This window comes from Deinococcus metallilatus, assembly GCF_004758605.1.
GTDB lineage: Bacteria > Deinococcota > Deinococci > Deinococcales > Deinococcaceae > Deinococcus > Deinococcus metallilatus.
The window spans coordinates 533,491-555,244 of record NZ_CP038510.1; the positions used below are offsets into that span (position 1 = coordinate 533,491).

Consider the following 21,754-nt stretch of genomic DNA (forward strand, 5'->3'; position numbering starts at 1 on the left):
TTACAGAAAAGGGTCTGGGTGGAAAGCCCACGGCTTCAGCCGTGGGATGCAGAACCCAGGCCGCCGACAGGCGGCGGTGCCGACGCTGAAAGTTGAAGCGAAAGCGCTGCTGTGCCGCGGTAGCCTGAATGAGCAATGCCCCCGCGCTGCTGATACAGCCGGGAGCGTGGCAGACACCTTTAGAGGAGGTGCCGCACATTCAGACTACCACCCATCTCAAGACGTTTCGCTACCGGCTGCGCCCCAAGTTGAGGCAGGAGGCCGCGCTGAACGAACAGTTGCGCCTCTGCCGCAACCTATATAATGGTGCATTGCAAGAACGCCGGGACGCCTACCGCAAGGCCGGGAAGACCGTCACCGGGTACGACCAGATGAAGTACCTGACCGAAATCAAGGCCGCGCTGCCGGAGTACAAGGGGGTCTACTCCCAGGTACTTCAGGACGTTCTCAAGCGGCTGGACAAGGCGTTTCAGGGCTTCTTCCGGCGCGTGAAGGCGGGGCAGACCCCCGGCTACCCCAGGTTCAAAGGGGCGGGCTGGTACGACTCCATCTGCTACCCCCAATCCGGCTTCAGCCTCTCCGGGGACGTGGCCTACTTCAGCAAGATTGGAAACATTCGGCTGCGCTTAAGTCGCCCGCTGGAAGGCAAGCTCAAAACCGCGACTATTCGCCGGGAATGCGGGGAATGGTACGTGTCCTATGTCTGCGAGGTGGAAACTCAACCGCTTCCGGCGACGGGTTCGGCGGTGGGCCTGGACGTGGGCACAACATGGTTCTGCATTACCTCCGATGGCGAGTTCGTGGAGAATCCCCGGCATTTCCAGACCGCCATGAAGAAGTTGCGGGTCAAGCAACGCTCGCTCAGCCGCAAGAAACGCGGCTCTCAGCGGCGAAAGAAGGCGAAGCAGGCTGTAGCCAAGTTGCACCGGAAGGTGGCGCGGCAACGGCTGGACTTCCACCACAAGACGGCCACCAAGCTCATCCGAGAGAACGACTTGGTGGCGCACGAAGACCTCAACGTATCGGGGATGGGCCATGGCAACCTCGCCCGGTCGATCCACGATGTTGGGTGGGGCCAGTTCTTCTCTCTCCTGTCCCTCAAGGCTGCAAGTGCCGGAAGGACAGTCATCCGCGTAGACCCCCAGTACACCTCACAGACGTGCCACAAGTGCGGCCATATCTGCCGGGAGAACCGGGTCAGTCAAGCGGAGTTTCGGTGTGTCGCGTGCGGTCATCGGGAGAACGCCGATCTGAACGCAGCGCGGAACATCCTGGGCAGGGCATGCCCTTCAGCGGTCAACGTAGCGCAGAGCGCAAGCGTTCGCTGAGAATCCCACGGTTGAAACCGTGGGAGCGTCAAAGGCGTCTCCCCCACAGCGCCCGCGCCAGGGCGGGCAGCGTGGCGGCGGTGGACAGCAGTCCCGGCGCGAGCAGCACGTACTCGCCTTCCCAGCGGGCACCTGCGAACTGCGCCTTGAAGCGCCGCAGGCCCCCGCAGTTGTAGGCGTGGGCCAGGAGCGGTCCCAGCTGCCGCGCGGCCCGCTCCAGATGGAGGGCGCGGGCAAACGTCTCGTCCGGCAGGGCCACGTCCGCCAGCGGGGCGCATCCCAGCGTGACGGTGCGGGCACCGGCCTCACGCAAGGCCAGGATCGCGTCGTGGACGAGCAGGGCCGCCGTGCCGCCAGGAGCGTCCGGCGCGCGCACCACGTCCTCCAGGTACCAGCCCTCCCGGGCGGGGAGCGGACTGCACGCCAGGAAGGCCAGCAACGGGCCATCTGAGCGCCGCGCGACGAAAAAGCGTCTGTGGCTGGCATGCTGCCGGGGCGTCAGGGCCAGCACCCAGCCCAGGGCGCGTCCACCGGAACGGGCGGACAGCCAGGCGGCGCTCAGGGCGTCGATTTCCGCCCAGGTGGGCGCGTCGGGGCAGGGCACGGCGCTCACCTCCACCCCCGCGCGCCGCGCCCGGTTCAGGTTGTTGCGGAGGGTGCGCCCCGCATGGCCGCGCGGGGACCAGGTGCGCGCGTCCAGATACGGTGTGGCGCCGAAGCGCACGGCCCGCCAGCCCTCCCGCACCGCCGCCTGCGCGAAGGCCGCCGAGCCACCGGCCAGCGCGGGCGTCACGTGCGCGGCCCGCGCGGCGGACAGAAAGGCGCGGGCGAACTCGCCCCAGCAGGCGGGCGGCGCGAGCGGGTCCCCCGCCGCCAGCCACACCCGCCCCACCGGCGTATAGGGCAGCGCCCCCGGCACGCCCGGAAGGGTGAGGGCCCGCACCCCTTCCGTCAGGGTGGCGAAGGTGGCGGGCGCGTGGCCGTACCTGCCGTGCAGGGCCAGCCAGGCCCGGGGAGCCAGGCGGACGTGGGCTGCCGGGCGCGTGGAGACTACCGGAACGGGCCGGACGAGCGTCGAGGTCATCGCGGGGACCGTAGCCGCGTCACCTCACGGGCGGATGAAACGGCAGAAGGGGCATTTCATGTGGGCCTGAGGGACCCGCCGCAGGGTATCCGCATGCCCAGAACCCTCTCCCGTCAGACGCTGCTGCTCGCCTCGCTCCTGCTGGCCGCCGGGCCGCTCAGCACGTCGTACGCGCTGCTCGACAAGACGCGCTTTGCCGCGCACCTGGGCGTGGCGTACTACGCCTTTCACCACTGGGTCCTCACGCCGTACCGCGCGGGGCAGTTCGCCAGCGGCGCGGCGGGGCGCACCGGCAGGCTGGTGAAGGGCGGCCTGGCCCTGCTCTTCGCCGCGCATGAGGTGAACGTGGCGGAGAAGATCGCGCACAGCAGCAAAGACCCCCTCCTGCAACGGCTGGACGGGGCGCTGGTCAGCCTTAAGTCCTCGTTCACCGACCTCGGCAGCCAGCTCAGGGCGGGGCAGCTCAACCCGGCGGCCCTCCAGAACCTCGGCGGCGCCGTGGACCGCGTGGGACAGACGGCGGCGGCGGGCGGGCAACCCATCCACGACGTCGCGGCCCCCATCCCCGGCCTCTAGCATCAGTCCCCCTTCCGGCTGTCCCTTTCCATCTTCCATCCTGGCTTGAGGTGAGGCGAGTACCCTCGGGGTATGCGTTTTCTGGTGGTGGAGGACGAACCCGAGATCCGGCGGCCGCTGGTGGCGAGCCTGCGGGAGGCGGGGTACGCCGTGGACGAGGCGGGCAGCGCCGGGGAGGCGCGCGAACTGGCGGTGAGTTTTCCCTTCGACGCGCTGATGGTGGACGTGGGGTTGCCGGAGGGGCCGCTGTCGGGCTTCGAGCTGGTGCAGGAGCTGCGCGCGCAGGGGCGGCAGTTCCCGGTGCTGTTCCTGACGGCGCGGGACGCGGTGGAAGACCGCATCGCCGGGCTGGACTCCGGCGGGGACGATTACCTGGTCAAGCCCTTTCATCTGGGCGAGGTGCAGGCGCGGCTGCGGGCGCTGGTGCGGCGGGGCCGGGTGGAGGTGCAGAGCACCCGGGTGTGGCGCGACCTGAACCTCGACTGGACCGCCCGCGCCGTCTTCCGGGCGGGGCAGCGGGTGGCGCTCACGGCCAAGGAGTTCGCACTGCTGGAGGTGCTGGCCTCGCACCCGGGGCGGGTGTACACCCGTGAGGAACTGATCGACCGGGTCTGGGACGGGCGCTTCGACGCCGAGTCGAACGTGGTGGACACCTACGTGCGGAACCTGCGCCGCAAGCTGGGGGACGACGTGGTGCGGACCCTGCGGGGGCTGGGCTACAGCTTCCCCGAGGGGGAGTGAGCCGCCTGACCCTGCGGACCCGGCTGACCCTGCTCACGTTCGGCGTCCTGCTCTGCACGCTGCTGGCCTTTGCGGGCGTGGCGGGCGCGGTGCTGTGGCAGGTGGAACTGCGCAGCATCACCCGGCAGGGGGCGGCGCAGGCGGACGCCCTGCTGGCGGTGGTGCAGGCCACGCCCGGCCGCCTGCCGGACCTGGCGGACGACATTCTGGAGGAGAACGGCGTCACCGCCGCGGGACGGGTGTACGTGGCGGGCAGGCCGCGCTGGGCGGGCGGCGCGTCGGGGCCGGACACGCTGGACCCGGCCTTTCTGGCGGGGCGCGGGGCCGCGCAGACCCGCACAGTGGACGGCTACCTGGTCACGTCGCGCCGCGAGGGGGACGCAGCGGTACAGGTGGGCCACAACCTGCTGCCGCTGCGGCACCTGATGGGCCGCTACGTGTCCATCGCCGCGCTGACGCTGCTGCTGCTGAGCAGCCTGGGCGGGTGGCTGGTGGCGCGCGAGGTCCGGCGCACCCTGCGGCCCCTGGAGACGCTGGCCCGCCGCGTGCAGCACCTCGACACGCCCGAACCGCTCCCCGCCCTGGGCGAACGCGACGAGGTGGGCGCCCTCGCCCGCGCCCTCCAGAACAGCCTGGAGGCGCTGCGGGCCGAGCGGGAACGCGAGACGCTTTTCCTGGCGAGCGCCTCGCACGAGCTGCGCACGCCCGTCACGGCCCTGCTGGCGGACCTGCAACACACCCTGGCCCGCGAGCGGCCCCCCGAGGAATGGCACGCCGCGCTGGAACGCACCGAGCGCACTGCCGCGCGGCTGCGCCAGCTCACCGGCAACCTGATGGCGCTCACGCGGGCGCAGCGGCTGCCGGCGCTGGGGCCGCCCGACTGGCCGGTCCTCGACCTGCTGCCGCTGGCGGGCGAGGCGGTGGACCTGCTGCAACCGCTGGCGCTCAAACGCGACCTCGACCTGTGGCTGGACGGCGACCCCGCCCCGCTGCCTGGGGACAGCGCCCTGCTGAGCAGCGTGCTGGAGAACTTGATCGGCAACGCGGTGAAGTTCACGCCGCCCGGGGGGCAGGTGCTGGTGCATGTCGGTCCGCTGGCGGGGGGCGGCGCGGCGCTGACGGTGGAGGACTCCGGCCCGGGCTTTCCGCCGGGGACGCTCACGGCCGCCTTCGTGCGCGGGCAGACGGACGTGGAGGGCTTCGGCCTGGGGCTGGCGGTGGTGCGGCAGGTGGTGGAGGTCCACGGCGGCACGCTGCACCTAGGCCGGGCGGCGGGGGGCGGCGCGCGGGTGGAGGTCACCCTGCCGGGGGCGGTGTTCCCCAGGAAAGTGTTCCTGGGAGAAGGGGGGGTTTCAGACCAGCTTTAACGAACCCTCACAGGATGCCGTATGAGTGAGCGCACGCCGCCGGTCTTCTCCGATCCCCAGGGTCACCGCCGCCGTTACCTGAACCGCTTTGCGGCCCTGCTGGCGGGCGTCCTGCTGCTCTCGGGGGCCGGGATGGTCGTGGCGCTGTGGCGGCCGGACGTGCTGCCGCCCCTGCCCCTGGCCGCGCGCCCACCCGGCCTGCGGCCCCTGACCGGCGTGGGGCAGGGACCCCACCTGCGGGACACGGCGCTGGACGGCGGCTGGACCGGTGCCCGCGCCCCCGCCGGGGCACCGCTGAACGTGACGGGGTTCTTCGTCGCCTGGGACGACAACAGCTTCTCGTCCCTGAAGCGCAACCTGGGCGCGCTGGACGTGCTGGTGCCGGAGTGGTGGCACCTGGGACCGGGCGGCACGCTGCTGCCGGAGTCGCCGGGCAAGAACGCGAACCTGCGGCGGTACGTCGCCGCGCAGCGCCCGGGGTTGCCGGTGATGCCGCTGGTGAACAACTACGACCCCGACGCGCAGACCTGGGCGTCGGCGCGGGTGGGAGCCGTGCTGCACGACCCCGCGGCGCGGGCGCGGCTGGTGCGGTCACTCGTGGCGGGCGTGGAGCAAAACGGCTTCGCGGGCCTGAACGTGGACTTCGAGAACCTGCCGGACAGCGCGCAGGGCGACTACGTCACCTTCATCCGCGAACTGGGCGGGCAACTGCACGCGGCGGGCAGGCGGCTCACGCTGGACGCGCCGCTCGACGACCCCGCCTTCCAGTACGCCGCGCTGGGACGCGCCGCCGACCACGTGATCCTGATGGCCTACGACGAACACGAGGAACAGTCGGGCGCGGGGCCGGTCGCCGCGCAGGGCTGGGTGCAGCGCAGCGTGCAGGCCCGCCTGAAGGCGATTCCCGCCGCGCACCTCACTGTGGCGCTGGGCAGTTACGGCTACGACTGGACGCGCGGCGGCCCCGCGAGCGAGCTGACCTTTCAGGACGCCCTGAGCCTCGCGCGGGACGCGAACGTGGCCCCCACCCTGGATGCCCGCACACTCAACCCCACCTTCGGCTACACCGACGACGCGGGCCGGGCGCATACCGTGTGGTACCTCGACGCGGTGAGCGTCTTCGACCAGGCGCAGGCGGTCCGGGCGCTGGGCGTGCGGAACGTGGCGCTGTGGCGCCTGGGCAGCGAGGACCCCGGCGTGTGGCCTGCCCTGAAAAAGACCGGCGCGGACGCGACGCGCGCCCTCACCACGCTCCAGGCCGGGTACGACATCGACTACCAGGGCGAGGGGGAACTGCTGCGGGTGAGCGGCCATCCGCAGGCGGGCAGCCGGACCGTCACCCGGAACGCCGCGAGCGGCCTGCTGACCGCCGAGCATCTCCGGCGCTTCGCCACGCCCTATGTGATCGAACGCTGGGGCGCGAAGCAACCCCGGGCGCTGGCCCTCACCTTCGACGACGGCCCGGACCCCACGTACACGCCGCAGCTTCTGGACATCCTGAAGCGCGAGCAGGTCCCCGCCACGTTCTTCATCGTCGGCCTGCACGGCGAGGAACACCCGGAGCTGCTGCGCCGCATGCTGGCCGAGGGGCACGAGATCGGCAGCCACACCTTCACGCACCCCGACCTGGGCCTGGTGAGTCGGCGGCAGTTCGACCTGGAGCTGAACGCCACGCAGCGGTTGCTGGAAGGCGAGACGGGGCACCGCACGCTGCTCTTCCGCCCGCCCTTTGCGGAGGACGTGGAACCGGAAACGCCCGACCAGGCGGGCATCGTGGAACATGCCAGCCGCCTGGGCTACTCCATCTCCGGCATGGGCGTGGACCCCAACGACTGGCGCAGGCCCGGCGCGGGGCAGATCGTGAGCCGTGTGCTGGTGCAGGTGAAGGCGGGCGACGGCCACGTGATCCTGCTGCACGACGGGGGCGGCGACCGCGCCCAGACCGTCGCGGCCCTGCCGGAACTGATCGCGCGGCTGCGCGCCGAGGGCTACACCTTTACCACGGTGTCCGAACTGGCGGGCATCCCGCGCCAGCAGGCAAACCCGCCCGTCTCGCCGGGGCAGCGGTGGCTGGCGCGGCTGCTGGGCGTGAACTTCACGGCGCTGGGCCTGCTGGGAACGGCCCTGGCCTGGCTCTTCAAGGTGGGCGTGACCCTCAGCGTGGCGCGGCTGCTGCTGATCGTCGGCCTCGCCCTGCGCGAGCGCCTGCGCCGCCGGGAACCCGGCGAGAGCGGCGGGCCGCTGCCGGGCGCGACGGTGATCGTCCCCGCCTTCAACGAGGCCCGGGTGATCCGCGCGACGGTGGCGTCCCTGCTCGCCTCGGACCTGCCCGGCCTGCGGGTGCATGTGGTGGACGACGGCTCGACCGACGGGACGGCGGAGGTGGTCCGCGCCGCCTACGGGCACTGCCCGCAGGTGACGGTGGAACGCATCCCCAACGGCGGCAAGGCGAACGCCCTCAACCACGCCCTGACGGTGACGGGCAGCGAGGTGGTGATCCTGCTGGACGCCGACACGCAGGTGAACCCGGAAGCGGCCCGCCGCCTGGTGCGGCACTTCCTCGACCCGCAGGTGGCGGCGGTCGCCGGGAACGCGAAGGTCGGGAACCGCATCAACCTGCTGACGCGCTGGCAGGCGCTGGAGTACATCACCGCGCAGAACGTCGAGCGCCGCGCGCTGGCGCAGCTCAACGCCATCGGCGTCGTCCCCGGCGCCATCGGGGCCTGGCGGCGCGAGGTGCTGCTGGGGCTGGGCGGCTTCGCCCACGACACGCTGGCCGAGGACGCCGACCTCACCCTGCGCGCGCTGCGGGCCGGGCACCGGGTCACCTACGAACTCGGCGCGGTGGCCCGCACGGAGGCGCCCGACACCCTGCGCGCCTTTCTGAAGCAGCGGGACCGCTGGATGTTCGGCACCCTCCAGGCCACCTGGAAGCAGCGCGGCGCTTTCCGCAGCCGCTCGCGCGGCCTGGGCCTCTTCACGCTGCCCAACGTGCTGCTGTTCCAGGTGCTCTTCCCGCTGGTCGGGGCGCTCCTCGACCTGAGCTTCCTCACGTCGCTGGCCTGGGCGCTGCTGCAATGGCGCAACCACCCCGACGGGGGCTTTTCCCCCACCGGCCCGGTGCTGCTGTTCACCGCGCTGTTCCTGCTGGTGGACCTGCTGGCCGCCGGGATCGCCTTTGCCCTCGAACCCGGCGAGGACTGGCGGCTGCTCCCGCTGCTGCTCCCGCAACGCGCCGTCTACCGGCAACTGATGTCCTACGTGGCGATCCGCGCCGTCCTGAACGCCCTCCAGGGCCGGGAACGCGGCTGGGGCAAGCTGGAACGCAAGGCCACCGTCGCCCCCCTCGCGCCGCTGCCCGCCGGGGACTGAAGCCTGCCCGCCCTCGCGGGAGCGGCGGTGGGCTACCCTGGAGGCCGACACCCAGGTCCTTCGCCAGAGGTATGCCATGAGCCAGCCATCCGACGTCCCTCCGCACCTCCCCCAGAGCGCCGAACTGCTGGGGGCCATCCAGGCCTGGCAACGGGGAGAACTTCCCCGGGAAGCTTCAGTCGGGCCGTTGATCCTCCTGGGCAGCGAGCAGGGCGCGCTCGTCCGGGAGTTGATTCAGGCCCTGCTCCAGCACGTCCCGGCGGGGCAACCTGCTGGAGCGGGCGAGAGAACTACGGACGACTGGCGCGCGGAACTGCTGGCCTGCCGCGCCCGGGCCTGGGCCTCACCGGACAGCGCCGGGCTGCTGGTCGGCCCCACGGTCCTGATCCTGACGGACGGCGACCAGGGCGCCCTGCTCAGCCCGGCCGGGACGCGGCGGCTCACCGGCAGCCTGAGCGCGTCCCTGCTGCTGCTCTGCCAGACCATCGTGATGGCCGACAGCGCCCTGGACGGCCAGGAACTCGGCAGGCTGAGGCAGCAACGGATCGAGTCCACCTCCACCTCCCTCTCGGAGATCAAGCCGGTTTCCTGACGCCTTCACGCCTCCGCGAGCAGCGGGTGGAGCTGCTCCTGGGCGACCAGTGCCAGCAGGTGCAGGCCGCGCGAGGCGCTGACGTAGAGGAGCCGCGACTCGAACGGCGTCCCGGGGTCGTAGTTCTGCGCGTCCGCCCCGGCCACGATACAGCCGTCGAACTCCAGGCCCTTGGCGAGATTCACCGGGAGAATCACCACCCCGCCCGTGTACCGCGCCTGCTCGTTCAGGATCGGGTGGGCGTCCACGTCATGCCGCTGGAGCTGCGGCACCAGCCGCTCGGCGTCCGTCACCCGGCGGGTCACGATGGCGATGTTGTGGTGCCCCTGGGCCTGCATCGCGTGGACGGCCCGCGCGGTGAGGGCGGCCAGGTCGCCCCCGGTCAGGCGCATCACCTCTCCCCCGTCGCGGTCCACCCCCACCACCTGGCCCGCGCGGTTGTACGTCGCCGCGACCCGCGCGCCCAGTTCGGTGATCTGCCGGGTGGAGCGGTAGGTGCGCCCCAGGGTCATCAGCCGGGTCCTGCCCTCCCCGCCCAGCGCCGCCTGCACGTCCGCCCAGGACCCCGGCCCCTTGTACCCGTGCAGGCCCTGGTTGAGATCGCCCAGCGCCGTGAGGTGCCCGGGCCGCGCCGCGCGGGCCAGCAGGGCATACAACAGCGGCGAGTAGTCCTGCGCCTCATCGAGCACGACATGGCTGTACGGTTCCAGCGTCCGGCCCACCCGGCGACCCACGCCGTCGAGCAGGGCAGCCACCGCGAGCATCAGGGGCAGCTCGGTCACGTCCGCGAACGAACGGCGGGGTTTGGGGACGGCGGCGAGGGGATCGCCCAGCAGCACCCGGACGGTCCGTTCGTCGAGGACGCCCTCGGCGGCGGCCCGGAGGCTCGCCTCGTCGCTGGCGATCCGCCGCCCCTCGCTGACCGGAAGCAGGCCCGCGAAGACCCGGCCCGAGAGGCGGGTGAGGTCGGCGGCCAGCGTCCGCAGCAGTTGTGTCTCCTCGTCCGGGTCGGGCAGATTCACCCGGGCCAGCAGTTCCTCCTCCAGCGCGGTGCGGAAGGCCGCCCGGTACCCTTCGAGGGGCGCGCGGCCCAGCACGTCGTCCAGCAGGCCGTGCAGCGCCGGGTTGTCCAGGGTCAGCGTGCGGTCTTCCCCCCGCACCTGGATTTTCGTCTGGAAGGTCAGCGTGCCCAGGTTGTGCCGCAGCCTGCCCGCCAGGTGGTTCTGCACGACCCGGAGCATCCGCAGGTCCCCCAGCGCCTTGGCCCGGCGCCACGCGGCCTTGCGCCGCTCGTTGTCGCGGTCGGTCAGGAGCAGGTGCAGCGTGCGGTCGGTGACCTCCATCTTTTCCAGACCCAGAAAGCTGGTCGCCCAGGCTTCCGGGGTGGTGACCGTCACGCCTTCCAGGTTCAGGCCCGGCAGCACGCGGGCGGCATACGCGGCCAGGACCCGGTTCGGCATCAGGACCAGGGTGGACTCGGGGGCCGCGCGGTGCTCTCCCCGGTCGGAGTGCATCAGCCAGGCGAGCCGGTGGAAGCCGATGGTCGTCTTGCCGGAGCCCGCCGCGCCCTGGATCAGCGTGCTGACCCCGGCAGGCGCGCGCATCGCCTCGTTCTGCTCGGGCTGGAGGGTTTCCACGACGTCGCGCATGGCGGCGGTGGACGCTTCGGAAAGGCGCTGGAGGAGCACCTGCTCGCGGCCCCCCGTGTCCCCTCCCGCCTCGTCGTCGTACAGGTCGGTGATGCGGTGCAGTTTCTTCCCGCCCACGTCGAGCTGGCGGCGGCGGCGGATGCTGCCCTTCAGGCCCTTCTTGCCCTGCCAGGACAGGGCCTCGGAATAGAACAGGCTGCCCACGTCCGATTCCCAGGAGACGACGCTGTGGGGGCCTTTCAGGTCCCGGAAAGCGTGCTTGCCGACGTAGAGCATCTGCTCGCGGCCCCCGATACGGACCCGCAGGCTGCCGAAGTAGGGCGCGGGAACATGCACCGAGAGCAGCGCGGCGTGTTCCTGGGCGGTGTCCGCCAGGGTCAGGCTCGTTTCGAGGTCGGCCCCCACGTTGCGCTCCCGGTCCTCCCAGGTTTCGATCTGGCGGATGAAGGCGGCCACCGTTCCGGCCAGGTGCTGCTCCTCGGCGGGAAAGTCGGGGTGGGTGGGCGGGGCGTCAGGCAGGGTCGCGGTCATTGCCGTTCAGAGTACGTGCGGGCGGGGACCGGGAGCCGCAGATGTGCGGGAGGCCCCGGCCGGAGCGCCGAGCCGGGGCCAACAGTGGACAGCATCTGGACTCGGCCGACTTGCTCGTCACCAAGACCCGCTCCTCGCCGCGCCCCTTGCCAGACCAGAGGCCCCGGTGTACCTTGAGTTCACAACTCAACAGTTTAGATGTAAACCTCCTTGTCGCCTGACCCCATCCCTCTCCCCCGCTGAGGTTCCGAGGAGACTCATGACGCAGCTTTCCCGTCTTTCTCCCCCTGACCCCACCCACATTCCTGAGAGGTGCTGACGTGCATGTCCTGACGCTGGGGGGCGGCCCCGCCGGGCTGTACTTCGCCCTGCTGCTGAAAAAACACCGGCCAGAGTTCGAGGTCACGGTGCTGGAACGCAACCGGCCCGGCGATACCTTCGGTTGGGGCGTGGTGTTCAGCGACCAGACGCTCGGCAACCTGATGGACGCCGATCCCGAGAGCGCACGGACCATCCACGCGGCCTTCAACCACTGGGACGATATCGAGATTCATTTCGGGGGCGAGGTGCTGCGCTCGGGCGGGCACGGCTTTATCGGTATCGGGCGGAGGCGACTGCTGAATATCCTGCAAGACCGCTGCCGCGAACTGGGCGTGAACCTCGTCTTCGAGACGGAGGTGCGGGACGCCGAGCAGGCCGCGCGGGAGTATCAGGCCGATCTCGTCATTGCCGCCGACGGCCTGAACAGCCGCACCCGCCAGCGCTACGCCGAAACCTATCAGCCCGACATCGACCTGCGGCGCAACCGCTTCGTGTGGCTGGGGACGCACCGCAAATTCGACGCCTTCACCTTCGCGTTCAGGGAAACGCCCCACGGCTGGTTCCAGGCGCACGCCTACCAGTTCGACGCGGACACCAGCACCTTCATCGTGGAAACGCCGGAGGAGGTGTGGCGAGCTGCCGGGCTGGAGGACATGTCGCAGGAGGAAGGCATCGGCTACTGCGAGGCGCTGTTCGCGGACGTGCTGCAAGGGGAAAAGCTGATCTCCAACGCCGCCCACCTACGCGGCAGCGCGATCTGGATTCGCTTTCCCCGCGTCATCACCCGCGAGTGGGTGCATTGGGCCGACATTGACGGCAGGCAGGTGCCTATCGTCCTGATGGGCGACGCGGCACACACGGCACATTTCTCCATCGGGAGCGGCACCAAGCTCGCGCTGGAGGACGCCATCTCGCTGGTGAACCATCTGGAGGCACAAGGCTATGACCTGGCCCCGGCCCTGCGCGCCTACCATGCCGAGCGCAGCGTGGAGGTGCTGAAGATTCAGAACGCCGCGCGGAACTCGACCGAGTGGTTCGAACACGTGGACCGCTACGCCCGCCTGGAGCCGCAGCAGTTCGCCTACAGCCTGCTGACCCGCTCGCAGCGCATCTCGCACGAGAACCTGCGCGTGCGCGACACGCCGTACCTGGAGAACGTCGAGGCGTGGATCGCTGGCCATTCCGGCCTGCCGCCGCAGCCAATCCCGCCGATGCTGACGCCTTATACGGCCCGTAGCGTCACCCTGAAAAACCGCATCGTGATGAGTCCAATGGCCGTCTACTCAGCGGTGGACGGCGTGCCGAACGACTTTCACCTCGTCCACCTCGGCGCGCGGGCGCTGGGCGGGGCGGGGCTGATCTTCACCGAGATGACCTGCGTGAGCGCCGATGGCCGCATCACGCCCGGCTGCTGCGGCCTGTACAACGAGGCGCAGCGGGATGCCTGGGCGCGGATCGTGAACTTCGTCCATACGCAAAGTGACGCGAAAATCGGCATGCAGCTCGGCCACGCCGGGCCGAAGGGCAGCACCCGCCGCGCCTGGGACGGCACCGACCTGCCGCTGAGCGACCCCGCCGAGCCGAACTGGCCCCTGCTGGCCGCCAGCGAGCAGCAATATCTGGAGGGCGTCAGCCAGGTGGCCCGCGCCGCCACCCGCGAGGACATGGACCGGGTCAAGGCCGACTTCGTGCGGGCTGCCCATCGGGCGGACGAGGCGGGCTTCGACTGGCTGGAACTGCACTGCGCGCACGGTTACCTGCTGTCCAGCTTCATCTCGCCACTCACCAACCACCGCACCGACGAGTACGGCGGCAGTCTGGAGAACCGCCTGCGCTTCCCGCTGGAGGTCTTCCGCGCCATCCGGGAAGTGTGGCCGCAAGACAAGCCCATCAGCGTCCGGATCAGCGCGCACGACTGGGTGGAAGGCGGGATCACGCCGGACGACGCGGTGCAGATCGCGCGGGTCTTCAAGGCGGCGGGCGCGGACATGATCGATTGCAGCAGCGGGCAGGTCACCAAGAAGGAACAACCCGTCTACGGGCGGATGTACCAGACGCCCTTCGCGGACCGGGTGCGCAACGAGGCCGGGATTCCCACCATCGCCGTCGGCAACATTTTCGAGGCCGACCACGTGAACAGCATCATCGCCTCGGGCCGCGCCGACCTGTGCGCCATCGCCCGCCCGCACCTGGCCGACCCGTTCTGGACGCTGCACGAGACGGCCAAACTGGGGTATAGCGGGCTGCCCTGGCCCAAACCGTACTATCAGGGCAAAGTCCAACTGGAACGCAACCTGGAACGCGAACGGCAGATGCAGGCCGCGCAGGTCGGGCAGGAAGCGAGTCTGGCCCGCTTGCGCGCCGAACTGGAAGGCAGCGCGTGAAGGGCCTGCATGCCGTAGTGACGGGCGGCGGGCGCGGCATCGGCGCGGCCATCGCGGCGCGGCTGGCGGCGGAGGGCGTCACCCTCACGCTGATGGGCCGGAACGAGGAGCGGTTGCGGCAGCAGGCTGAGCAGCTTGGCGGGGCGCATATCGTTTGCGTGGACGTGACCGACGAGGCGGGCGTAAACGCGGCGTTCGAGAACGCACGCGCCGCACATGGCCCCGTCCGCATCCTGGTGAACAACGCCGGGCAGGCGGAGAGTGCCCCGGCCCTGAAAACCGACCTGGGGCTGTGGCAACACATGCTGGACGTGAACCTCACCGGAACCTGGCTCTGCACGCGGGCGGCGCTGCCTGACCTGCTGGCGGAGGGCGGGCGGATCGTGAACGTCGCCAGCACCGCCGGGCTGGTCGGCTATCCGTACGTCGCGGCTTACGTGGCAGCCAAGCACGGTGTCGTCGGCCTGACCCGTGCGCTGGCGCTGGAGTTCGCGGCGCGGGGCGTCACCGTGAACGCGGTGTGCCCCGGCTACACCGACACTGACCTGATCGTGGGGGCGGTGCAGACCATTCAGGACAAGACAGGCCGCAGCGAGGAGCAGGCCCGCGCGGCGCTGGCCCGCAGCAATCCGCAGGGGCAACTGGTGCAGCCGGGGCAGGTGGCGGATGCCGTCGCCTGGCTGTGCAGTCCGGGCGCTTCGGCGATCACCGGGCAGGCCATCGCGGTGGCCGGGGGGGAAGTGATGACCGGATGACCGAGACAGTTCTGGATTTTGAATCGCGCCTCGCGCACGGGGACCATCAGGCGATCAAGGTGTGGTTGAGGCTGCTGACCACCACCACCCTGATCGAGGGCGAGATTCGCGCGCGGTTGCAGGAGCGCTGCGGCATCAGCCTGCCGCGCTTCGACCTGCTGGCGCAACTGGAACGCGCCCCGGCAGGGCTGCGGATGGGCGAACTCAGCCAGCGCCTGATGGTCACCAAGGGGAACGTGACCGGCCTGGCCGACCAACTGGAGCGCGAGGGGCTGGTGGAGCGCGTCAACGGCCCGGACCGCCGCAGTGTGGTGCTGCGCCTCACCGAGAGGGGCCGGGAAGCCTTCGCCGCGATGGCGAGCGTCCACGAGGACTGGGTAATCGAACTGCTGAGCGCCCTCACCCCGGCAGAGCAGGAACAGCTCCACGCGCTGCTGGGGCGGTTAAAAGGCCACCTGCAAACCGGAGGAACCGCATGACCCGCCCCCTCGAACCGCTGGCCCTGCCCGGTCACGGGCGTTCCTTTGCCGACTACCAGCCGCAGCACTTCCAGTGGAGCCTCTCGGACGGGGTGGGCACGGTCACGCTGAACCGCCCGGAGCGCAAGAACCCCCTCACCTTCGAGAGTTACGCGGAACTGCGCGACCTCTTCCGCGACCTGACGTATGCGGAGGACGTGCGGGTGGTCGTCCTGCGTGGCGAGGGCGGGAACTTCTGTTCCGGCGGGGACGTGTTCGAGATCATCGGGCCGCTGGTGGGCGCGGACATGCCCAGCCTGCTGCGCTTCACGCGCATGACGGGCGATCTGGTGAAGGCGATGCGCGGCTGCCCGCAGCCTATCGTGAGCGCGGTGGACGGCATCTGCGTGGGGGCGGGGGCGATCCTGGCGATGGCGTCCGACCTGCGGCTGGGCACGCCGGGGACGCGGACGGCCTTCCTCTTTACCCGCGTGGGGCTGGCGGGGTGCGACATGGGAGCCTGCGCGATCCTGCCGCGCCTCATCGGGCAGGGCCGCGCGTCCGAGCTGCTGTTCACGGGCCGCACCATGAGCGCCGAGGAGGGTCTGGCCTGGGGCTTTTTCAACGCGCTGCACGCACCGGAGGAGGTCCACGCGCAGGCGCTGAACCTCGCCGCCGAACTCGCTTCCGGCCCCACCTTCGCGCACGCGATGACCAAAAAGATGCTGCATCAGGAATGGGCGATGGGCGTGGACGAGGCCATCGAGGCGGAAGCGCAGGCGCAGGCCATCTGCATGCTGACCCGCGATTACACCCGCGCGTATGAAGCGTTCGCCCACAAGCTCAAGCCGCAGTTCGAGGGGGACTGAAGTGGACTACCTGGACTGGCCCTTCTTCGAGCCGTCTCACCGGGACCTGGCGCGGCAGGTGCGCCGCTGGGCCGGGCGGGAACTCATGCATGCGGACCACCATGACCCAGACGCGGCCTGCCGCACGCTGGTGCGTGCGCTGGGGGACGGCGGCTGGCTGCGCTACGCAGTGGGTGGGACCGCACACGGGGGTATAAACGAACAGATCGACACCCGCGCGATCTGCCTGCTGCGCGAGACGCTGGCGGAGTTCGACGGCCTGGCCGACTTCGCCTTTGCCATGCAGGGCCTCGGCAGCGGGGCGATCACGCTGGACGGCACGCCGGAGCAGAAAGCGGCGTATCTCCCGGCGGTGGCTGCCGGGGAAAAGATCGCCGCCTTCGCCCTGACCGAGCCGGAGGCCGGATCGGACGTTGCCGCCCTGACCCTGCGGGCCGAGCGGGACGGGGAGGGCTTCGTGCTGAACGGACAGAAAACCTGGATCAGCAATGGCGGGATCGCGGACTTCTACGTGGTGTTCGCCCGCACCGGCGAGGCCCCCGGCGCACGGGGCATCAGCGCCTTTGTCGTGGATGCCGGGACGCCTGGGATGGACGACAGTGAGCGCCTGGAGGTCACGGCCCCGCACCCCCTCGCCACGCTCACGTTCCGGGACTGCCGCCTGCCCGCCGGGGCGCTGCTGGGTGCCTCCGGCCAGGGCTTCAAGCTGGCGATGCGGACGCTGGACATCTTCCGCACATCGGTGGCGGCGGCGGCCCTGGGCTTTGCACGCCGGGCGCTGCGCGAAGGCGTGACCCGCACTCTGAACCGGCCCATGTTCGGCAGCACGCTGGCCGACCAGCCGCTCGCGCAGGCGACCCTGGCGGACATGGCGACGCGGGTGGACCGCAGCGCCCTGCTGACGTACCGCGCAGCCTGGCAACGCGACCAGGGCGAACGGGTCACCCGCGAGGCCGCGATGGCGAAACTCACCGCCACCGAGGACGCCCAGCAGGTCATCGATATGGCCGTGCAACTGCATGGGGCCGCTGGCGTCCAGAGCGGCGGCATCATCGAACGCCTCTACCGCGAGATTCGCCCCCTCCGCATCTACGAAGGCGCGACCGAGGTGCAGCGCCTCATCATCGGGCGCGAGGTGCTGAAGGCGGCCCAGGAGGCGCAGACGCAGGAGGCCCCGGCATGAATCCGTCCGCCTATACCGACACCTTCGCCCGCGACCACCTCCCGCCCCGCGAGCAATGGCCGGAGCTGATCTTCGACCTCCCCGAATTGCAGTATCCGGCCAGGCTGAACGCGGCGGTAGAGCTGCTGGACCGTCAGGCGCAGCAGCACCCGGAGCGCGTCGCCCTGCTGGCCGAGGGCCAGCGCTGGACGTACGGCGAACTCCAGGCAAGATCCAACCAGATCGCGCACGTGCTGCGGGAAGACCTGGGCCTGGTTCCCGGTAATCGCGTCCTGCTGCACGGCCCCAACACGCCGATGCTGGCCGCCTGCTGGTTCGCCATCCTCAAGGCGGGGGGCATCGTGGTCAGCACCATGCCGCTGCTGCGCGCGCCGGAACTGGTGAAGATCATCGGCAAGGCGCGGGTCAGCCACGCGCTGAGCGATGCCTCGTGCCTGGACACGCTCTTGCAGGCCCAGCGGGATGCTCCCAGCCTGACCACCCTGCGGAGCTTCAGGGCGGACGGTGGGGAGTTACTGGCGCTGGCGGAAACCAAACCGGCCGACTTCACGCCCGTCGAAACCGCCAGTGACGACGTGGCCCTGATCGCCTTCACCTCCGGCACGACCGGGCAACCGAAAGGCTGCCTGCACTTTCACCGGAATTTGCTGGCGATTTGCGACACCTTCGCGCGGCATGTCCTGCGGGCCTCCGCCGACGATGTGTTTATCGGCAGCCCACCCTTCGCCTTCACCTTCGGCCTGGGCGGCCTGCTGCTCTTTCCACTGCGGATCGGCGCGAGTGCCGCGCTGCTGGAAAACGGCGCACCGCCGAAGCTGGCCGAGGGCATCCGGACCTTCGGGGCGACGGTCTGCTTCACCGCCCCGACGAGTTACCGGATGCTGGCGGCCCTGCCCGACCCCGGCGTGCTGCGGACGCTCCGCAAATGCGTCTCGGCCGGGGAGGCCCTGCCCGCCGCGACCCGCGAGCTGTGGCGGCAGGTGACCGGGATCGAATTGATCGACGGGATCGGCTCGACCGAGCTGCTGCACATCTTCATCAGCGCCGACGAGGAACACGCCCGCCCCGGCTGTACCGGCCAGGCGGTGCCTGGCTTCCAGGCCTGCGTGCTGGACGAGGAGGGGCGGCCTCTCCCGCCAGGGCAGCCCGGACGCCTGGCCGTGAAAGGTCCCACCGGCTGCCTATACCTGGACGACGAGCGGCAAAAGAACTACGTGCAGGACGGGTGGAACATCACCGGGGACACCTACCTGATGGACGAGGACGGGTACTTCGTGTACCAGGCCCGCAGCGACGACATGATCATCTCCAGCGGGTACAACATCGCGGCGCCGGAGGTGGAGGGGGCGCTGCTGAGCCATCCGGCAGTGGCCGAGTGCGCGGTGGTGGGGGTTCCGGACGAGCTGCGCGGGCAGGTGGTGAAGGCGTACGTGGTGCTGAACGAGTCTTACCAGCCCGGCCAGGCGCTCACCTGCGAACTGCAAACCTTCGTGAAGGCCGTCATCGCACCGTACAAGTACCCGCGCCGGATCGAGTACCGGGACGCGCTGCCCAAGACCGCGACCGGCAAACTGCAACGCTTCCTGCTCCGGCAGGAGCCCACATGACGCCGCAGCCCCTCCAGCCGCCGGGCTGGGCACAGCCCCGGGGCTTTGCCAACGGCATGGCCGCGCGCGGCACGCTGGTCTTCACCGCCGGGATGATCGGCTGGAACGCCCGGCAGGAGTTCGAAACCGACGACTTCGTGGAGCAGGTGCGGCAGGCGCTGTGCAACGTGCTGGCCGTGGTGCAGGCGGCGGGGGGCGAGGCGCGCCACCTCGTCCGCCTGACCTGGTTCATCACCGACCGGGACGCCTACCTGGCGAACCAGCAGCGGCTGGGGGCCGCCTACCGCGAGGTGCTGGGCCGCCACTATCCGGCCATGAGCGTGATCGCCGTGACCGCCCTGATGGAAAGCCGCGCCCTGGTGGAAATCGAGGGGACGGCGGTGATTCCCGCGCCAGACGGGCAGCCGTGAGGCCATATCGCCTCACGGGCCCGGTCCAGGGCACACTCGCTGACCTCACCTGAAGCAAGCGAAGCACGGCCAGGTTCCCGCGACGCCACTGCGGGGCAGAGAGCGGGCGCCGTACCATTGAGCAGACCTCTCTCCTGAAAGGACCCGATGATGCACACTGCACGTCTGCGCTCCGGCCGCGTTCTCGGTGTTCTCGCCCCGCTGCTGCTGGGGAGCAGCCTGGCCAGCACCTACCAGGTTCAGATTCAGCGGACCTCTTACGGTATCCCGCACGTCCGGGCGGCCGACCTGGGCAGCCTCGGGTACGGCCTGGGCTACGCCTACGCCCAGGACAACCTGTGTCTGCTGGCCGATCAGGTCCTCACGGTGCGGGGGGAGCGATCCAGATACCTGGGCACGGCGGACAGCACCATCGTCGGCTTCCAGCAGGTGAACAACCTGGACAGCGACTTCTTCTTCAGGGCTCTCATCGACCTCCCGGCCCTGCGGCGGGCCTACCAATCCGGGCCACCCGAACACCTGCACCTGATGCAGGGCTACGCGGCGGGATACAACCGGTATCTGCGGGACACGCCCCCCGGGCAGCGCCCCGAGGCGTGCCGGAACGCCGACTGGGTGAGGCCCATCAGCGAGGACGACGTGATGCGTCTGCTGGAGGAAAAGGCCATTCAGGCCAGCGCCGGTTCGCTCGTCACGGCCATCGCCCGCACGGTGCCGCCGGGTGCGGGGGCGGCCCTGCCCGCACCAGACCTGGCCGCCTTCAATGCCCAGTACCGTCTGAACGACCTGCCGATGGGCAGCAACGGCTGGGCCTTCGGCGCGCAGGCGACCGAGAACGGGCGCGGCCTGCTGCTGGGCAACCCCCACTTCCCCTGGCAGACCACCAACCGCTTCTATGAGCTGCACCTGACCATCCCCGGCCAGCTCGACGTGATGGGCGCCAGTCTGGGCGGCATGCCCATCGTCAACATCGGCTTCAACAGGGATGTGGCGTGGACGCACACCGTCTCCACCGACAAGCGGTTCACGCTGTACGCGCTGCACCTCGCGCCGGGCGACCCCACCCGGTACGTCAAGGACGGCGTGACCCGCCCTCTGCGCCGCCGGACCGTGATCGTGGAAGTGAAGGACGGCGACCGGATCAGGGTGCAGAGCCGCACATTGTACTCGACCCCCGACGGTCCCCTGATCAGCCTGCCCCAGGCGGGCCTGAACTGGACGGCCACCACCGCCTTCGCGCTGCGGGACGCCAACCACAACAACACCCGCATGATCGCGACCTGGCTGGACATCGGGCGGGCGAGCAGCGTGCAGGGCGTCCGCCGGGCCCTGGACCAGCAGGGCATTCCCTGGGTGAACACGCTCGCGGCGGACCGCAGCGGCCAGGCGCTCTACGCGGATATTTCCTCCTCGCCCAACGTCTCGGCGGCCCAGCAGGCCCGCTGCACGCCCCCGGCCCTCGCGCCGCTCTTCAAGGCGGCGGGTCTGGCAGTGCTGGACGGCAGCCGCTCGGCCTGCGACTGGGCCATCGACCCCGCCTCCAAGGTGCGGGGGCTGCGTGCCCCGGAGCACATGCCCGCCCTGATCCGGCAGGACTACTTCGCCAACAGCAACGACAGCGCCTGGCTGACCAATCTGAACGCCCGCATCGAGAACCTGGACCCCATCGTGGGGGACGTGAACGTGCCGCAGCGGCCCCGCACCCGCATGGGCCTGACCGAGATCACGCGCCGCCTGAACGGCGAAGACGGCCTCCCCGGCAACCGGTTCAATCTCGGCAACCTTCAGGAGATTCTCCTCAGCGACCGCAATTTCACGGGCCTCCTCCTCGCGGACGATGCGGTAAAGCTCTGCCAGGCCGAGCCGAAAGTGACGCTGGCCTCCGGTGAAGCGGTGGACCTGCAACCCGCCTGCGACACCCTCGCCCGCTGGGACCGGCGCAGCGACCTGCCCAGTGTGGGGGCTTACGTGTGGCGCGAGTTCTGGCGGCGCGCGAGCAGTATTCCGGGCGTCTACGCCGTGCCGTTCGACCCGGCCGACCCCGTGAACACCCCGCGCGGCCTGAACACCGCCGACGCCAGCGTTCGGAGCAAACTCCTGCAAGCCTTCGGGGACGCCGTGGCCCTGCTGAAGGCCAACCACATCGCCCCGGACCGCCCTCTGGGCGAGGTGCAGGGCGTGATCCGCAACGGCGTCCGCATCCCCCTGCACGGGGCCCCCGAATTCGAGGGCGTGCTGAACAAGATCGAGCCGCCCCTGCTGAACGAGCAGGGCTACGTCGGCGTGGTCGGCACCAGCTCCAGCTACATCCAGACTGTCACCTTCGACGAGGCGGGGCCGGTGGCGCAGGCGATCTTGACCTATTCGCAGTCCGCTGATCCCGCCTCACCGCACTACGCCGACCAGACCGTGCTGTTCTCCCAGAAAACGTGGGTGACGCTGCCCTTCACGCCCGCCGCAATCCAGGCCGACCCGGCCCTCCGGACCCTGGAGCTTTCGGAGTGAACCCCGGCCGTTCATAACACCT

General features: G+C 70.4%; 16 protein-coding genes. 14 read left to right on the forward strand and 2 right to left on the reverse strand.

Translation table 11 applies throughout. From position 1 onward, the window contains the following. Positions 1 to 128 precede the first annotated feature (128 nt). On the forward strand, positions 129 to 1,328 hold the full coding sequence (locus tag E5F05_RS02335; protein WP_244944447.1) for an RNA-guided endonuclease InsQ/TnpB family protein: 1,200 nt from the start codon (positions 129 to 131) through the stop codon (positions 1,326 to 1,328). Positions 1,329 to 1,356: 28 nt separating this feature from the next. Here E5F05_RS02335 and E5F05_RS02340 read toward each other — a convergent pair whose 3' ends face one another. Continuing rightward, on the reverse strand, positions 1,357 to 2,412 hold the full coding sequence (locus E5F05_RS02340; protein WP_146719862.1) for a DUF2156 domain-containing protein: 1,056 nt from the start codon (positions 2,410 to 2,412) through the stop codon (positions 1,357 to 1,359). A 93-nt stretch (positions 2,413 to 2,505) separates the two neighbouring features. Between E5F05_RS02340 and E5F05_RS02345 the strand changes: the two genes are divergently transcribed. The 5 genes from E5F05_RS02345 (at position 2,506) to E5F05_RS02365 (ending at position 9,060) form a co-directional block, all read left to right on the forward strand. After that, a complete protein-coding gene (locus E5F05_RS02345; protein WP_146719863.1) occupies positions 2,506 to 2,988 on the forward strand; it encodes a hypothetical protein in 483 nt (160 codons plus the stop codon). 72 nt (positions 2,989 to 3,060) lie between these two features. After that, positions 3,061 to 3,729 carry a response regulator transcription factor gene (locus tag E5F05_RS02350; protein ID WP_146719864.1) on the forward strand — a complete coding sequence of 223 codons (669 nt, stop codon included), beginning with the start codon at positions 3,061 to 3,063 and terminating at the stop codon, positions 3,727 to 3,729. After that, positions 3,726 to 5,096: a sensor histidine kinase gene (locus tag E5F05_RS02355; protein WP_244944448.1), complete on the forward strand. Its 1,371-nt coding sequence runs from the start codon at positions 3,726 to 3,728 to the stop codon at positions 5,094 to 5,096. Before E5F05_RS02350 ends, E5F05_RS02355 begins: the two co-directional genes overlap by 4 nt. Positions 5,097 to 5,117: 21 nt before the next feature. Then, complete coding sequence (locus E5F05_RS02360; RefSeq protein ID WP_146719865.1) at positions 5,118 to 8,468, forward strand: trifunctional glycoside hydrolase family 18/polysaccharide deacetylase/glycosyltransferase family 2 protein; 3,351 nt, start codon at positions 5,118 to 5,120, stop codon at positions 8,466 to 8,468. Between the two features lie 76 nt (positions 8,469 to 8,544). After that, positions 8,545 to 9,060 carry a hypothetical protein gene (locus E5F05_RS02365; RefSeq protein ID WP_146719866.1) on the forward strand — a complete coding sequence of 172 codons (516 nt, stop codon included), beginning with the start codon at positions 8,545 to 8,547 and terminating at the stop codon, positions 9,058 to 9,060. Between the two features lie 5 nt (positions 9,061 to 9,065). Here the strand turns inward: E5F05_RS02365 and E5F05_RS02370 are convergent, their stop codons facing one another. Next, positions 9,066 to 11,240 carry a HelD family protein gene (locus E5F05_RS02370; protein ID WP_146719867.1) on the reverse strand — a complete coding sequence of 725 codons (2,175 nt, stop codon included), beginning with the start codon at positions 11,238 to 11,240 and terminating at the stop codon, positions 9,066 to 9,068. Between the two features lie 320 nt (positions 11,241 to 11,560). Between E5F05_RS02370 and E5F05_RS02375 the strand changes: the two genes are divergently transcribed. From E5F05_RS02375 to E5F05_RS02410, 8 genes are all read left to right on the forward strand, one after another. Beyond that, positions 11,561 to 13,945, forward strand: a complete 2,385-nt coding sequence (locus E5F05_RS02375; RefSeq protein ID WP_146719868.1) for a bifunctional salicylyl-CoA 5-hydroxylase/oxidoreductase — start codon at positions 11,561 to 11,563, stop codon at positions 13,943 to 13,945. Continuing rightward, positions 13,942 to 14,700, forward strand: a complete 759-nt coding sequence (locus E5F05_RS02380) for an SDR family NAD(P)-dependent oxidoreductase (protein WP_146719869.1) — start codon at positions 13,942 to 13,944, stop codon at positions 14,698 to 14,700. Before E5F05_RS02375 ends, E5F05_RS02380 begins: the two co-directional genes overlap by 4 nt. Next, complete coding sequence (locus E5F05_RS02385) at positions 14,697 to 15,179, forward strand: MarR family winged helix-turn-helix transcriptional regulator (protein WP_146719870.1); 483 nt, start codon at positions 14,697 to 14,699, stop codon at positions 15,177 to 15,179. Before E5F05_RS02380 ends, E5F05_RS02385 begins: the two co-directional genes overlap by 4 nt. After that, on the forward strand, positions 15,176 to 16,027 hold the full coding sequence (locus E5F05_RS02390) for an enoyl-CoA hydratase family protein (protein WP_146719871.1): 852 nt from the start codon (positions 15,176 to 15,178) through the stop codon (positions 16,025 to 16,027). Before E5F05_RS02385 ends, E5F05_RS02390 begins: the two co-directional genes overlap by 4 nt. Further along, on the forward strand, positions 15,981 to 17,210 hold the full coding sequence (locus E5F05_RS02395) for an acyl-CoA dehydrogenase family protein (protein WP_146719872.1): 1,230 nt from the start codon (positions 15,981 to 15,983) through the stop codon (positions 17,208 to 17,210). The genes E5F05_RS02390 and E5F05_RS02395 overlap by 47 nt, the downstream gene beginning before the upstream one ends. Next, the gene (locus E5F05_RS02400; RefSeq protein ID WP_146719873.1) at positions 17,207 to 18,817 is read left to right on the forward strand and encodes an AMP-binding protein; all 1,611 of its coding nucleotides are present in this window, start codon (positions 17,207 to 17,209) and stop codon (positions 18,815 to 18,817) included. Before E5F05_RS02395 ends, E5F05_RS02400 begins: the two co-directional genes overlap by 4 nt. Then, a complete protein-coding gene (locus E5F05_RS02405; protein ID WP_146719874.1) occupies positions 18,814 to 19,227 on the forward strand; it encodes a RidA family protein in 414 nt (137 codons plus the stop codon). Before E5F05_RS02400 ends, E5F05_RS02405 begins: the two co-directional genes overlap by 4 nt. 147 nt (positions 19,228 to 19,374) lie before the next feature. Next, positions 19,375 to 21,732: an acylase gene (locus E5F05_RS02410; RefSeq protein WP_146719875.1), complete on the forward strand. Its 2,358-nt coding sequence runs from the start codon at positions 19,375 to 19,377 to the stop codon at positions 21,730 to 21,732. The last annotated feature ends 22 nt before the right edge of the window (positions 21,733 to 21,754 follow it).